Annotated in this window: 10 protein-coding genes and 2 pseudogenes; 9 read left to right on the plus strand and 3 right to left on the minus strand. The window is 67.5% G+C overall.

What is annotated here, in order from left to right; all coding sequences use genetic code 11:
• Positions 1-39: 39 nt before the first annotated feature.
• The 3 genes from G6N18_RS02205 (at position 40) to G6N18_RS02215 (ending at position 1,737) form a co-directional block, all read left to right on the plus strand.
• On the plus strand, positions 40-330 hold the full coding sequence (locus G6N18_RS02205) for a YggT family protein (protein WP_067215360.1): 291 nt from the start codon (positions 40-42) through the stop codon (positions 328-330).
• A gap of 236 nt (positions 331-566) precedes the next feature.
• Complete coding sequence (wag31, locus tag G6N18_RS02210) at positions 567-1,382, plus strand: DivIVA-like cell division protein Wag31 (RefSeq protein WP_067215357.1); 816 nt, start codon at positions 567-569, stop codon at positions 1,380-1,382.
• A gap of 25 nt (positions 1,383-1,407) precedes the next feature.
• Positions 1,408-1,737, plus strand: a complete 330-nt coding sequence (locus tag G6N18_RS02215; protein WP_083000684.1) for a hypothetical protein — start codon at positions 1,408-1,410, stop codon at positions 1,735-1,737.
• A gap of 5 nt (positions 1,738-1,742) precedes the next feature.
• On the opposite strand, the gene G6N18_RS02220 is transcribed toward G6N18_RS02215, so the two are convergent.
• A complete protein-coding gene (locus G6N18_RS02220; protein WP_083000682.1) occupies positions 1,743-2,432 on the minus strand; it encodes a phosphoribosyltransferase in 690 nt (229 codons plus the stop codon).
• Between the two features lie 95 nt (positions 2,433-2,527).
• Here G6N18_RS02220 and G6N18_RS02225 point away from each other — a divergent pair, with 95 nt between their 5' ends.
• Genes G6N18_RS02225 through G6N18_RS02235 form a run of 3 tightly spaced genes read left to right on the plus strand, consistent with a single transcriptional unit; the run spans position 2,528 to position 7,005 of the window.
• Complete coding sequence (locus tag G6N18_RS02225; protein ID WP_083000680.1) at positions 2,528-3,892, plus strand: TIGR01777 family oxidoreductase; 1,365 nt, start codon at positions 2,528-2,530, stop codon at positions 3,890-3,892.
• Between the two features lie 24 nt (positions 3,893-3,916).
• The gene (locus G6N18_RS02230; RefSeq protein ID WP_083000678.1) at positions 3,917-5,467 is read left to right on the plus strand and encodes a phospholipase D family protein; all 1,551 of its coding nucleotides are present in this window, start codon (positions 3,917-3,919) and stop codon (positions 5,465-5,467) included.
• A complete protein-coding gene (locus G6N18_RS02235; protein ID WP_083000828.1) occupies positions 5,464-7,005 on the plus strand; it encodes a phospholipase D family protein in 1,542 nt (513 codons plus the stop codon). Before G6N18_RS02230 ends, G6N18_RS02235 begins: the two co-directional genes overlap by 4 nt.
• On the opposite strand, the pseudogene G6N18_RS24465 reads toward G6N18_RS02235, so the two are convergent.
• Positions 6,950-7,135 (minus strand): annotated as a pseudogene (locus tag G6N18_RS24465) (cytochrome P450); the annotation flags it as partial. The gene G6N18_RS02235 and the pseudogene G6N18_RS24465 overlap by 56 nt on opposite strands.
• A gap of 76 nt (positions 7,136-7,211) precedes the next feature.
• On the opposite strand from G6N18_RS24465, the gene G6N18_RS02240 reads away from it, so the two are divergent.
• Positions 7,212-8,498, plus strand: a complete 1,287-nt coding sequence (locus G6N18_RS02240; RefSeq protein WP_083000677.1) for an HNH endonuclease — start codon at positions 7,212-7,214, stop codon at positions 8,496-8,498.
• Here G6N18_RS02240 and G6N18_RS24795 read toward each other — a convergent pair.
• Positions 8,484-8,634, minus strand: a pseudogene (locus G6N18_RS24795) (two-component system response regulator); the annotation flags it as partial. The gene G6N18_RS02240 and the pseudogene G6N18_RS24795 sit on opposite strands and share 15 nt — an antisense overlap.
• A gap of 242 nt (positions 8,635-8,876) precedes the next feature.
• On the opposite strand from G6N18_RS24795, the gene G6N18_RS02250 reads away from it, so the two are divergent.
• Positions 8,877-10,304, plus strand: coding sequence for a nitrate/nitrite transporter (locus G6N18_RS02250; protein WP_083000675.1), 1,428 nt, complete (start codon positions 8,877-8,879; stop codon positions 10,302-10,304).
• Between the two features lie 5 nt (positions 10,305-10,309).
• Complete coding sequence (locus G6N18_RS02255) at positions 10,310-14,260, plus strand: bifunctional nitrate reductase/sulfite reductase flavoprotein subunit alpha (RefSeq protein WP_083000674.1); 3,951 nt, start codon at positions 10,310-10,312, stop codon at positions 14,258-14,260.
• The last annotated feature ends 210 nt before the right edge of the window (positions 14,261-14,470 follow it).

Below are 14,470 nucleotides of genomic sequence, written 5' to 3' on the forward strand. Positions count from 1 at the left end.
TCTGATGTCACACCCCTGCCCGTAGCGAGGTCGGCTCCGTTGTCGCTCTTCTTCGAAATCCTGGGCTTCGCCCTGTTCGTGTTCTGGCTGCTGCTGATCGCCCGGGTCGTGGTGGAGTTCATCCGGTCGTTCTCCCGCGACTGGCATCCCAAGGGGGCGACGGTCGTGATCCTGGAAGTCATCATGACCGTGACGGACCCGCCGGTGAAACTGCTTCGGCGGCTCATTCCGCAGCTCACGATAGGCGCGGTGCGGTTCGACCTGTCGATCATGGTGCTGCTGCTGGTCGCCTTCATCGGCATGCAGCTGGCGTTCGGCGCGGCCGCCTGAGCTCCAGCCGGGCAGCGCAGTGATCGGGCCCGCCGCGAGTTGCGGACAAGATTTGCCGGGGCCGAAATTGGGCCGCGAAATCGTCTCCGAACGGCCGACGATGTTTGAAATTCGTTCTTAATTTCATCCACTTCTGCAACGGCCGCGGCTGGTGTGACAGGATGGACGCCAGTTACGTTCCACCCAAGCTCTACACTTTGAGACCGGTTGACTGTCCAGACTTCAAGGGGGCGACAATGCCGCTCACACCCGCCGACGTTCACAACGTCGCGTTCAGCAAGCCACCCATTGGCAAGCGCGGCTACAACGAGGACGAGGTCGACGCGTTCCTCGACTTGGTGGAGAACGAGCTGACGCGGCTCATCGAGGAGAACGCCGACCTCCGTCAGCGCGTCGCCGAACTGGACCAGGAGCTGGCGTCCGCCGGCTCCGGGGGCACCGGCCAGTCGACGCAGGCCATGCCGGTCTACGAGCAGCCCGCTCCCGAGCCGACCCCGGCGCCGACCCCACAGCAGCAGCCGGCCTACGAGGCCCCGTCCGCGCAGGTCAGCGAGGATCAGGCGCTGAAGGCGGCCAGGGTGTTGAGCCTGGCCCAGGACACCGCGGACCGGTTGACCAGCACTGCCAAGGCAGAGTCGGAGAAACTGCTCGCCGATGCCCGCGCGCAGGCCGACGCGATGGTCAGCGAGGCGCGGCAGACGGCCGAGACCACCGTCGCCGAGGCGCGCCAGCGCGCCGACGCGATGCTGGCCGACGCGCAGACCCGATCCGAAACCCAGCTGCGCCAGGCGCAGGAGAAGGCCGACGCCCTGCAGGCCGACGCGGAGCGCAAGCACTCCGAGATCATGGGCACCATCAACCAGCAGCGCACGGTGTTGGAGGGCCGCCTCGAACAGTTGCGCACGTTCGAACGCGAATACCGCACTCGGCTCAAGACGTATCTGGAGTCCCAACTCGAGGAGTTGGGGCAGCGCGGCTCGGCCGCACCCGTGGATTCCAGTGCCGGTAACGACGGCGGCGGGTTCAATCAGTTCAACCGGGGAAACAACTGAACGCTCGCCGACCTAGGGTTGATCAATGCTGATCGTTGCGCTCGTCCTCGCTGTCATCGGCCTCGCCGCGCTCGTGACGGCGGTTGTCACCAGCAATGAGCTGATCGCCTGGGTCTGTATCGCCGCCAGCCTCATCGGTGTCCTGCTCCTGATCGTCGATGCGGTCAGGGAGCGCTCCCGTGGCCGGGCGGCCGCCGCCGACGAGAAGCAAGCCGACGCGGAGCCGGAGTACTACGAGGACTATCCGGACGACACACCGGCTTCGGACGAGCCCCGACACGTCGACGAATCATCCGAAGCGGACGCCGAGACCACGGTCGTCGAACAGGCCGATTCCGGCGAAGAGCGCCGCTAAGCGATTCAAGTCGGCGGATTGCCCGGCTCGCCGGGAGTGAGCAATTCACGCACTTCGTCGTCGGTGACCTGGTGGAAGTCGGCGAACACCTGGCCCACGGCTTCGAATCCCGGCGGCATGGTCGCGCACACCACCTCGTCAGCTTCTTTCGCCAGTTCCCGGCAGGCCGATGGTGGTCCGACCGGAACCGCGACGACGACCCGAGCCGGATCCTGGGCGCGTACGGCGCGCACCGCGGCGAGCATGCTGGCGCCGGTGGCGATCCCGTCGTCGACCAGGATCACGGTCTTGCCGGCGAGGTCGGCGGGTGGGCGGTCGCCGCGGTAGACCCGCTCACGGCGATTCAGCTCCTCGGTTTCGCGCGCGATCGCGGCCTGCAGCGCCTCGTCACCGATCCCGAGGTTGCGCACCAAGTTGTCGTTGATGACGACGCCGCCGCCGCTGGCCAGCGCGCCCATGGCGAGCTCCTCCCACTGCGGCACCCCGAGCTTGCGGACCAGGAACACGTCGAGCGGAGCGTGCAGCGCGTGCGCCACCTGCCAAGCGACCGGCACACCCCCGCGAGCCAATCCCAACACCACCAGATCCTGATCGCGGTAGGACGTCAACTCGTTCGCCAAGACTTCGCCGGCGTCTCGGCGGTTCTGATACACGCGTCTGGCACTTCGGCGGGTGAGCCCGCTCCATCCGCTCATCACAGTTCGTTTCGATGTCGGGACTTTGTCAGCCTATGTCCGTGGGTACCCCACCCGGGCGCAATCCATCGGCGCGACGGGAGCGAATATCAGTCATGGGCATCGAGTACCGCAGCGTCGTCGAGCATCCACTGGAAGAGGTGTTCGCGTGGCATGCGCGGCCCGGTGCGATGAGGCGGCTCGTCCCGCCGTGGCAGCCGATGAAGGTGGTGGCCGAAGCGGGGTCACTGGCCGACGGGCAGGCGGTGCTGGGACTCCCCGGCGGTCTGCGCTGGATCGCACAACACGATCCGACCCGCTATGACCCGCCGCGCCGCTTCGTCGACGTGCTGTCCTCGCAGGGACCGGCCTCGTGGCCGCCGCGTCTGGTCGGCGGATGGACGCACACACACGAATTCGCCCCGGCGCCCGGCGGTACGACGGTCTACGACCACGTCGCCACCCCGGTACCCGCGGCGGCGCTGCGGCCCATGTTCGTATACCGCCATCGTCAACTGGCCGACGACCTCGCCGCGCACCGTGACGGCGCCGCCGCCGGGTTGCGGCCCCTTACCGTCGCGGTCAGTGGAGCGTCCGGTCTCGTCGGGTCGGCGTTGACGGCATTTCTGAGCACCGGTGGCCATCGGGTGATCCGGCTGGTACGACGGGCGGCGCACGGCCCCGACGAACGGCAGTGGAATCCCGATCGGCCGCAGCCTGACCTGCTGAGCGGTGTGGACGCGGTCGTGCATCTGGCCGGCTCGTCGATCGCCGGGCGTTTCACCGATGCGCACAAGGACGCGATCCGCGACAGCCGCATCGAACCGACCCGACGGCTGGCCGAGGCGGCGGCCGACGCGTCGGACGGACCCGGGGTGTTCGTCAGCGCTTCGGCGGTCGGCATCTACGGCTTCGACCGTGGCGATGCGGTGTTGGCCGAGGAAAGCGTGCGCGGCGACGGCTTCCTCGCCCATGTGGTGGCGGACTGGGAGGCGGCGACCACACCCGCCACCGATGCGGGACTACGGGTCGTCACCGTGCGGACAGGAATCGTGCAGTCCGCGCGCGGAGGCACGCTGCGGCTGCTGCGGCCGTTGTTCGCCGCCGGCCTCGGCGGCCGGCTGGGCAGCGGCAGTCAGTGGTTGTCGTGGATCGCGCTCGACGACCTGCTGGACGTCTACCACCGTGCGCTCTACGACGCCCGGCTCACCGGTCCCGTCAACGCGGTTGCGCCCCATCCGGTGCGCAACACCGACTACACCAGGACGCTGGCGCGGGTGTTGCGGCGACCGGCGATCGTGCCGGTGCCGTCACTGGCCCCTCGGCTGCTGCTGGGCGAGCAGGGCGCCCGTGAGCTCGCCGAGGCCGACCAACGGGTGGTGCCGGCCAAACTGCAGACGCTGGGCCACCGCTTCCGCCATCCGTCCCTCGACGCCGCGCTCGCTCACGAGCTCGGGCGGGCCGCCCGTTGCGTAAATTGACGGGTAAGCGGGCATTCCACGCCAGTGTCAGTGCTGGCCGAGTGGTTCCTCACGTCAGATGAACGCGGCAACCCGAGTTGGGCCCTGCCGGCATGGAGTGAAGGCAACCAAGCCGAAGCGCTCATCCACGGGGCGACCTACTTCGATCGGCTCGTCACCGAGGTAGAGGCGCTCGGCGCCGGTGATCACCTGTTCTTCGCCGACTGGCGAGGCGACGCCGATGAGCGACTGCGCGAGGACGGGCCGACCGTCGCGGAACTGTTCCGCGCGGCGGCCGAACGCGGCGTACTCGTCAAAGGGCTGATGTGGCGGTCGTATCCGAACCGGTTGCAGTTCAACGAGGAACAGAATCGCCATCTCGCCGAGACGATCGAGCGCGCCGGCGGCGAGGTGCTGCTCGACCAACGGGTATTGGTCGGCGGGTCGCATCATCAGCGATTGGTTCTACTCCGTCATCCCGACGAACCGCGCCGCGACGTCGCATTCATCGGCGGCATCGATCTGTGCCACTCCCGCCGCGACGACGCGTCGCACCGAGGTGATCCGCAGGCGGTGCAGATGTCGAGCCGCTACGGTGAGCGCCCACCTTGGCACGACGTGCAACTGCAGGTGCGCGGTCCGGTCATCGGCGCGCTGGACACCACGTTCCGTGAGCGTTGGACGGCCCGGGCGCCGCTCGACCTGTTCAATCCGCTGGCATGGTTACGTGACCGGTTTCTGGGCCCCGAGGCCGCGCGGCATCCGCTACCGGATCAGCCGCCCGACCCGCCGCCCTGCGGATCGCACGCGGTGCAGGTGCTGCGTACCTACGGCGATGCGTTGATCCAGTACGAATTCGCCAAGGACGGTGAGCGCAGCATCGCCCGCGGATACACGAAGGCGGTCCGGCGCGCCCGGCGCCTGATCTATCTCGAAGACCAGTACCTGTGGTCGGAGGAGGTCGCGCGCCTGCTGGTCGACGCGTTGAGCGCGAACGAGGATCTGCACTTGGTGGCGGTCGTGCCACGCTATTTCGATCTGGAAGGCGGTCTGGGCCGGCCGCCGACGTTGGTCGGGCGACAGCTGGCGCTCGACGCATGCCGCCGCGCCGCACCGGAGCGAGTGCACGTGTTCGACGTCGAGAACCACGAGGGCACACCGGTTTACGTGCACTCCAAGGTGTGCGTCATCGACGACACCTGGGCCTGCATCGGCAGCGACAACTTCAACCGGCGGTCCTGGACGCACGACAGTGAGCTGTCGTGCGCGGTGCTCGCCGCCGACGGCGGGTTCGCGCGCGACCTGCGACTGCAACTCATGCGCGAACACCTCGACCGCGCCGATGACGGCAGCGAGGACGAGGGGCTGGCCGACCCCGACGATGCCGTGCGCGAAACCATATCTGCCGCAGACGCTTTGGAGGCGTGGCACCAGTCGGATCGCCGAGGGCCGCGGCCACCGGGTCGATTGCGGCCGCATGAGAGTGAACGAGTCGATCCGTTGACGCGGCTGTGGGCCGAGCCGGCGTACCGGATGATCTTCGACCCGGACGGCCGGTCGTATCGCGATCGACTGTTGAGGCGGCGGTGGCCGTGAACGTTCACGAGTGGTTCCTCACCGCGGAGGAACGTGGCAACACCGCTTCCGATCTGCCGGCGTGGTGCTCGGGCAACCGCGTCGAACCGCTCGTGCACGGCGCAACGTATTTCGAGCACCTCGCCACCGAAGTGGAAGCCCTGCGGGCCGGCGACTACGTGTTCTTCACGGATTGGCGGGGGGATCCGGACGAGAAGATGCGTGACGACGGTCCGACTGTTCGCGAGTTGTTCTGCCGTGCCGCCGAACGCGGCGTGATCGTCAAGGGCTTGGTGTGGCGGTCGCATCTGGACAAGTTGGCCTACAGCGAGGAGGAGAACCGTCACCTCGGCGAGCACATCGAGGAGGCGGGCGGTGAGGTGCTGCTGGACCAGCGGGTCCGAATCGGGGGTTCACATCACCAGAAGCTCGTCGTGATCCGGCATCCCGGCGCGCCGGAGCGCGACGTCGTGTTCTCGGGCGGCATCGACCTGTGCCACTCGCGTCGAGACGATGCGACACACCACGGGGACCCGCAGGCGGTGCAGATGTCGAGTCGGTACGGGGAGCGACCACCGTGGCATGACGTCCAGCTGCGACTGCAGGGACCGGTCGTCGGTGCGCTCGACATGACCTTTCGTGAGCGGTGGAACGACCCGGCGTCGCTGGACATGCTGAACCCGCTGGCATGGCTGCGGGACAAGTTCGGCCGAGCCGACATGACCGCCGATACGTTGCCCGAACAGCCGCCGGATCCGCCGCCGTGTGGGACTCACACTGTCCAGGTGCTGCGCACCTACCCGGACGCTCATTTCGCGTACGACTTCGCGCCGCACGGCGAGCGCAGCATCGCCCGCGCCTACAGCAAGGCGGTGCCGCGCGCGCGCCGGCTGATCTACCTGGAGGACCAGTACCTGTGGTCCAAGAGGGTGGCCGAGCTGTTCGCCCGCGCACTGCGCGACAACCCCGACCTGCACCTGGTCGCGGTCGTGCCGCGCTACCCCGACGTGGACGGTCGGCTGGCGTTGCCGCCCAACCAGGTCGGCCGCTGGCAGGCGATCGAGACCTGTCGTCAGGCAGCCCCGGATCGGCTGCACGTTTTCGATGTCGAGAACCACGAGGGCACACCGGTTTACGTGCACGCGAAGGTCTGCGTGATCGACGACGTGTGGGCGTGTTCGGGCAGCGACAACTTCAACCGGCGATCGTGGACGCACGACAGCGAACTGTCCTGCGCGGTGCTGGACGATGAAGGTGTCTTCGCCCGCGACTTCAGGTTGCGATTGTTGCGCGAGCACCTGGACCGAGCCGAAGACGGCAGCGAGGACGGGGGACTGGTCGATCCCGTCACCGCGGTAGGCGAGATCGTCGCCGCCGCTGAGGCGTTGGAGGCGTGGCATGCGTCCGGCCGCACGGGGCCGAGGCCGCCGGGCCGGCTGCGCCCGAACAAAGCCGAGAAGCTCGGGCTGCTGACGCGGCTGTGGGCGGAGCCCGCCTACCGGTTCATGTACGACCCGGACGGGCGGTCCTACAGGGACCGCCTGCGGCGCCGAGTGTGAACTCGACCGGCAGGGCGGCAGGACCGCTGATGCCGGTCAACGGTTTCCACGGTGCGGGCCCTGCTCTGCGGATGTCCGGCATGCGTCGCGCCATGGTCGTCAACGCCTCGCAGAGCTCAATCCGCGCTAGTCGGGTGCACTTGGCCCAGGAGACAGCTCGTCACGGCTGACCGGATCTGTCACCGGGCCGTGGCATACTCGCACATATGTTCGATACAGCGGAGCTTGCGGCAGTCGACCCGACCGCCGACGAGGCGGCGTTGGTCGAGCAGATCTCGTGGCTGGAGCGGGTGAAGTCGGCTGCGGCGGCCGGCCAAGCCCGGGCGGCGGCGTTGTTGGACGCCAAGCGCCGCGCCGCCGAATCCGCCGCCGGCGTGCCGGCTGCCAAACGGGGCCGCGGCCTGGCCGGCGAGGTCGCCCTGGCCCGGCATGATTCGCCGACACGTGGGGGTCGGCATCTGGGGTTGGCCAAGGCGCTGGTGCATGAGATGCCCCATACGTTGGCGGCGTTGCAGCGCGGCGCGCTCTCGGAGTGGCGAGCCACGCTGATCGTGCGTGAGTCGGCCTGCCTCGACATCGAGGACCGCCGCACCCTGGACGCCGAGATGTGCGCCGATGTCGCCGCTTTGGCGGGAAAGGGCGACGCGCGGATCGTTGCGCAGGCCAAGGAGATCGCCGCTCGGCTGGACGTTCAGGCGGTGGTCGATCGGGCGGCCAAGGCTGAGGCAGACCGCACTGTCACCATCCGGCCCGCCCCCGACACCATGACTTATGTGACTGTCCTGCTGCCGGTGCGACAGGGCGTTGCGGTTTACGCGGCGCTCAAACGCCAGGCCGACACGACGTTCGATGATCGCTCGCGCGGGCAAGTCATGGCCGACACTGCCTACGAGCGGATCACCGGCCGACCCGCCGAGGTCGCCGAACCCGTCGTGGTCAACCTCGTTATGTCGGATCAAACGCTGCTCGGCGACGATGACAGCCCTGCACTCCTCGACGGCTACGGCCCGATCCCGGCCGACGTGGCACGCAGAATGGTCACCGCGGCCGGGTTCGACAAGCGGTCAGCGGTCATGCTGCGGCGGCTGTATCGGCGCCCGGCCAGCGGCGCGTTGGTCGCGATGGAGTCGCGTTCTCGGTGCTTCCCGAGGGGCTTGGCGCGCTTCATCGCGCTGCGCGACCAACGCTGTCGCACTCCGTACTGTGACGCCCCGATCCGCCATACCGACCATGCCGTGCCCCGAAGCCGGGGCGGCCCTACCCATCGGGTCAACGGGGTGGGCTTGTGCGAACGCTGCAACTACGAGAAGGAAGCACCCGGCTGGCAGGTCAGCCCCAGCGAGGTCGACGGCGTGCACCACGCCGAGTTCGTGACACCCACCGGTGCACACCACCACTCACTTGCACCGCCACCACCCGGACCACCGGTGGCGGAGATCAGCGAAGTCGAATCTCAGGTCGCCATCGCGCTGACCGACTTACACGCCGCGTAGGAAGTACAGGCGCTCAGGTCGACCGACGCCGTACTGCAACCGCAGCTCCAGCGCGCGGTACTCAAGTAGTGCTCGAGATAGCGCCCGCACTGACCCGTGAGATGCCTACCAGATCCGCACACTCGGCGGCCGACAGGGCGTGCGGCACCGAAATCCCGTGGTCAAGTTGCTCCTGGGCAGCGTGTCACACCAGTTGCTCCTGGAATGCCGCAAGCCGGTCCGGGCGGTGAAACAGTCTCCTGAACTGGCGTAACCCACGCCACATTTGTTTCGACCGCGTTTCCGGCGACCGGACGGCCGCGCGAAGCCCATGTGAGCGGGTGTTGACGTTTCCGACACGGATGTGCAACCGATGCGGAATGGGCTCACGCGACTCTGATGCCTGTGAAGACTCTGCGCCGCAGCCGCACGATCGAGAACTGGGACGCCGAAGACGTCGAGGCATGGGAATCCGGTGGCAAGCAGATCGCCAACCGCAACCTGATCTGGTCGATCTTCGCCGAGCACGTCGGCTTCTCGGTGTGGTCGATCTGGTCGGTGATGGTGCTGTTCATGCCGCAGGACATCTACGGCATCGACGCGGCGGGCAAGTTCTATCTGGTCGCAGTGCCCACCCTGGTCGGCGCCGTCATGCGCATTCCTTACACCATCGCCCCGGCCAAGTTCGGCGGCCGCAACTGGACCATCGTCAGCGCCCTGCTGCTGCTCATCCCGGCGGTGATGACGCTGTGGGCGATGACGCAGCCCGACACGACGTACACCACGTTCATGATCGTCGCGGCCTTCGCCGGTTTCGGCGGCGGCAACTTCGCCTCGTCGATGACCAACATCAACGCGTTCTATCCGCAGCGCCTCAAGGGCTGGGCGCTCGGCCTGAACGCAGGCGGCGGAAACATCGGCGTCCCGGTCATGCAGCTGGTCGGCCTGCTGGTGATCGCCACCGTCAGCAACACCGCGGCCGAAGCCGTCTGCGCCATCTACCTCGTGCTGATCGGGCTCGCCGCGCTGGGCGCCGCACTGTTCATGGACAACCTCGGCAACCAGCGGTCCAACATCAGCGCAATGGCAGAGGCGTTGCGGTTCAAGCACTCCTGGGTGATGAGCTTCCTCTACATCGGCACGTTCGGCTCGTTCATCGGGTTCTCGTTCGCGTTCGGTCAGGTGCTACAGATCAACTTCCTCGCCGGCGGCGACACCCCGGCTCAGGCATCGCTGCACGCCGCCCAGATCGCGTTCATTGGGCCGCTGCTCGGCTCGATCTCCCGGCCGTTCGGTGGCAAGCTGGCCGACCGAATCGGCGGCGGCAAGATCACGCTCTACACGTTCGTGGCAATGATTTTCGCCGCGGGCGTGCTGGTAACCGCGGGAACTCTGGATGATGGCGCCCCTGGAGCCCCGTCGAGCGCGCAGATGATCGCCTACGTCGTCGGATTCATCTTGCTGTTCATCCTTTCAGGTCTCGGCAACGGCTCGACCTACAAGATGATCCCGTCGATCTTCGAAGCCAAGGCGCAAGGCCGCGACGACTGGAGCCGCGACGAAAAGGCCTCCTGGTCCCGCAGCATGTCCGGTGCGCTGATCGGGTTCGCCGGAGCGATCGGCGCCCTCGGCGGCGTGTTCATCAACGTGGTGCTGCGCGCGTCCTACGTCAGCGATGCCAAGTCCGCGACCAACGCCTTCTGGGTGTTCCTCGCCTTCTACGTGATCTGCGCGATCGTCACCTGGTTCGTGTTCCTCCGCATGCAAACCCCTCGGACCCGCGCCGGCGAGCAGTTCGACAGCGCGGCATCGCCGGTACCGGCCTGACGCCCATGGTCACCCGCACGGCGTGCTCCTACTGCGGCGTAGGCTGCGGCATCGAGGTGCACACAACGACCGACCGCGAGACCGGCAGACCAGTCATCGCGCGAGTGGCCGGAGACAAGTTGCACCCGGCCAACTTCGGCAGATTGTGCACCAAGGGCGCCACGCACGCCGAGATGATGCGCGCCGACGACGGCCGGTTGACATCGGCGTTCCTGCGGCCCACCCGGGACGAGGAACTGGTCCCCATGCCCGTCGACGACGCGGTCGCCGAGGCGGGCCGGCGGCTGCGAGCCATCGTCGACGAGCACGGTCCCGACGCCGTCGCGCTCTATGTATCGGGCCAGATGTCCATCGAGGCCCAATATCTGGCGACCAAACTGGCCAAGGGCTTTCTGCGCACCGTGCACATCGAGTCGAACTCACGACTGTGCATGGCGAGCGCGGGCACCGGCTTCAAGCAGTCGTTGGGCGCCGACGGCCCGCCGGGTTCCTACAGCGACTTCGACTGCACCGACCTGTTTTTCGTCATCGGCTCCAACATGGCCGACTGCCACCCGATTCTGTACCTGCGGATGGCCGACCGGCTCAAGGCCGGTGCCAAGCTGATCGTCGTCGACCCCCGCCGCACCACCACCGCCGAACGCGCCGACTTGTTCCTCCAGATCAGACCCGGCACCGACCTGGCACTGCTCAACGGCCTGCTCCACTTGCTGGTTGAAAGCGGAGACATCGACCGCGATTTCATCAAAGAGCACACCGACGGCTGGGACGCCATGCCGACGTTTCTCGCCGATTACACCCCTGACCGGGTTGCCGCCGTCACCGGCCTCGCCGAGGCCGACATCCGGACGGCCGCAAGGATGATCGCCGAGGCGGGGGAGTGGCTGAGTTGCTGGACGATGGGGCTCAACCAAAGCACCCACGGCACGTGGAACACCAACGCGATCTGCAACCTGCACCTGGCCACCGGCGCGATCTGCCGACCGGGCAGCGGGCCGATGTCGCTGACCGGGCAGCCCAACGCGATGGGCGGACGCGAAATGGGCTACATGGGACCGGGATTGCCCGGCCAGCGCTCGGTGACCTCGGCGGAAGACCGTGCGTTCGTCGAGGAGCAGTGGAACTTGGCACCCGGCACGATCCGTTCCGACGTGGGCCCCGGCACCATCGACATGTTCCGTCAGCTCGCCGACGGCGATGTCAAGGCATGCTGGATCATCTGCACCAATCCCGTTGCCACGGTTGCCAACCGGTCGACCGTCATCGCCGGGCTGGAGGCGGCCGATCTGGTCATCACCCAGGACGCCTACCGCACCACGGCGACCAACACCTACGCCGACATCGTGCTGCCCGCCGCGCTGTGGGCGGAGTCCGACGCGGTGATGGTCAACTCCGAACGCAACCTGACGTTGCTGCAACAGTCCATTCCGGCGGCGGGTCAGGCCCGCCCGGACTGGCAGTTGATCTGTCAGGTGGCCGCGCACATGGGGTTCGGCGAGCACTTCTCCTACACCTCCAGCGAACAGATCTTCGACGAGATCCGGCGGTTCTGGAATCCGAAGACGGGATACGACCTGCGCGGCATCAGCTATGCGCGGCTACGACAGACACCGGTGCAGTGGCCCGCCCCGCAGGACGACGAGGCGGACCGGCATCCCGTCCGCTACCTCAACGACGGCGTCAGCCAGGAGTACTTCGTCGACGAGCACGGACACGCTCCGCGCCTCGCGTTCGCGACGCCGTCGCGCCGCGCGGTCTTCTACGCGCGTCCGCACATGGACCCCCGGGAACTGCCCGATGACGACTATCCGTTGGTTCTCAACACCGGTCGGCTGCAACATCAATGGCACACCATGACCAAGACGGGTTTGGTCGACTCCCTCAACAAGCTCGACTCCGGGCCGTTCGTCGAGATCCACCCCGACGATGCGCTGACGCTCGGCATCGACGATGGTCAGCGCGTCGAGGTCACGTCGCGGCGCGGACGAGCGGTGCTGCCCGCAGTCGTCACCGACCGGGTGCAACCGGGAAGTTGTTTCGCGCCGTTCCACTGGAACGACGACCACGGCGTGAATCTCACCATCAACGCGCTGACCAACGACGCCGTCGATCCCGACTCGCTGCAGCCGGAGTTCAAAGCCTGCGCGGTCAACCTGCTGCCGGTCGCTTCGCCGACGCTCACCGAACATGAAACGCTCTATGTCGCAGGGTTTTTCAGCGGCCTGGCCGAGGGTCATTCCGATGTGCCGACGCTGCCCGATGCCGCGCCGCTGAGCGCCGAGGCGCGGCAGTGGATCAACACTCTGCTCGCCACGCAGTCGCGCCATCCGTCCGAGGACCCGATCGTGCGGCCGCACTCGGGCGACGGTCCTCTCGTGCTGTGGGCCTCTCAGACCGGAACCGCGCAGGACTTCGCGGCGCGGCTGGCCGACCGGCTCGACGGGGCGCAGCTGGTGAACATGAACGACATGGCGCCCGCCGACCTGGCCGCGGCTCACGACGTGGTGGTCGTCACCAGCACCTTCGGCGACGGTGAGCCGCCCGACAACGGTGCCGGCTTCTGGCACCGCCTCGAGGGCGCGGAGGCCCCCGTGCTGGTGGGTGTGCGGTACGCGGTGCTCGGCATCGGCGACCGGTCCTACGACAACTTCTGCGGGCACGCCAAGGCGCTCGACGCCAAACTGGCCGACCTCGGCGCCACCCGGTTGCTCGACCGCGCCGAGTGCGAAGCCTACGAGGACGAGCCAATGCAGCGATGGGCCGACGACCTGACCGCGTTGCTCAATCCCGGCATCACGCCCTCGCCACCTGCCGGAAGTGTCTCGATCCTCGCGCGCCCCGCCACTGTCGCGCAGCCGTTCACCCGCGCGCGGCCCATCGTCGCGCCGCTGTCGAGGAACGCGGTCCTGACCGGGTCGGCATCGCGGAAAGAAGTGCGCCAGTTGGGCTTCGACATCTCTCAGCACGAGATCAGCTACGCCGCGGGCGATTCACTGGGAGTGTGCCCCACCAACGACCCCGCGGTCGTCGATGCGTGGCTGGCGGCCACCGGAATGCCGGGTCAACACGCGATCGAGGTGGACGGCACCGAACACTCGCTGCGTGATGCGCTGCTGTCGCACTACGACTTCTGCCGAGTCACACCAGACCTGCTGCGCTTCATCGCCGAACACAGCCGCGACGCCAAATCCTTGCTGGCTCCCAAAGCCAAGCTCGACAAGTGGCTGCGGGGCCGCAACGGCCTCGACCTGGTCCAGGAGTTCGTCGTGCACGCCGACCCGGACGAATGGCGCGAGGTGCTGGTGCGGCTGACGCCGCGCAGCTATTCGATTTCGTCGAGCCCGCTGGTCAGTCCACACGAGGTGCAGTTGACGGTGTCGGTGGTGCGCTACCGCAGCGTCCACGGTGGCCGGCGGGGTGGGGTCTGCTCGACGTTCCTCGCCGATCGCGCGTCGTCGGCACCGGTCTTTCTGCAACGCTCGCCGCACTTCCGCCCGCCGGAGGACGGCTCGATCCCGATGATCATGGTCGGGCCGGGTACGGGGGTGGCGCCGTTCCGCGGGTTCCTGCAGGAACGACGCGCACTCGGCCACCGCGGCCCCAACTGGTTGTTCTTCGGTGACCAGCACCGCAGCCAGAACTACTACTACCGCGACGATTTCGAGGACATGGCGCGCGACGGCCTCCTGGACCGGTTGGACCTCGCATTCTCCCGCGACCAGAAATCGCGGGTGTACGTCCAGCACAGGATGCTCGACCGCGGCGCCGATATCTGGCGCTGGCTCGACGACGGGGCGCACTTCTACGTCTGCGGTGATGCCACCCGCATGGCCCGCGACGTCGACGCCGCACTGACCACGATCATCGAGAGACACGGCGGCATGTCGCACGAGCAGGCCCATGACTACAAACGCGAACTGGTCGGGACCAAACGCTACGTGCGGGACGTGTACTGAACCGAGGTCAAAGCGGTGTCCGAGGGGGGACTTGGCCACTTGCGACACGGGTCGAGGTCTTCGAGTTGGGTCGTTGACCAGCTAGTTTTCTGACGGACCAATGACATGGGCTGGCAAGTGGTCGTGGCTTTGAGGGAGCTGCCGTGACCAAAAAACAAGCAAACCGACTCTGGATAGCCCGGGGAGGATTTCGCGGCGACGTGGGCCCGT

Origin of the sequence: Mycolicibacterium celeriflavum (genome assembly GCF_010731795.1) — a bacterium.
Taxonomy (GTDB): Bacteria; Actinomycetota; Actinomycetes; order Mycobacteriales; family Mycobacteriaceae; genus Mycobacterium; species Mycobacterium celeriflavum.

What these genes read in the sequence shown, in the direction of transcription:
- wag31 (WP_067215357.1), top strand. Translation starts at nt 567, where the DNA reads ATGCCGCTCACACCCGCCGACGTTCACAACGTCGCGTTCAGCAAGCCA.
- G6N18_RS02215 (WP_083000684.1), top strand. Translation starts at nt 1,408, where the DNA reads ATGCTGATCGTTGCGCTCGTCCTCGCTGTCATCGGCCTCGCCGCGCTC.
- G6N18_RS02220 (WP_083000682.1), bottom strand. Translation starts at nt 2,432, where the DNA reads ATGAGCGGATGGAGCGGGCTCACCCGCCGAAGTGCCAGACGCGTGTAT.
- G6N18_RS02225 (WP_083000680.1), top strand. Translation starts at nt 2,528, where the DNA reads ATGGGCATCGAGTACCGCAGCGTCGTCGAGCATCCACTGGAAGAGGTG.
- G6N18_RS02240 (WP_083000677.1), top strand. Translation starts at nt 7,212, where the DNA reads ATGTTCGATACAGCGGAGCTTGCGGCAGTCGACCCGACCGCCGACGAG.
- G6N18_RS02250 (WP_083000675.1), top strand. Translation starts at nt 8,877, where the DNA reads ATGCCTGTGAAGACTCTGCGCCGCAGCCGCACGATCGAGAACTGGGAC.
- G6N18_RS02255 (WP_083000674.1), top strand. Translation starts at nt 10,310, where the DNA reads ATGGTCACCCGCACGGCGTGCTCCTACTGCGGCGTAGGCTGCGGCATC.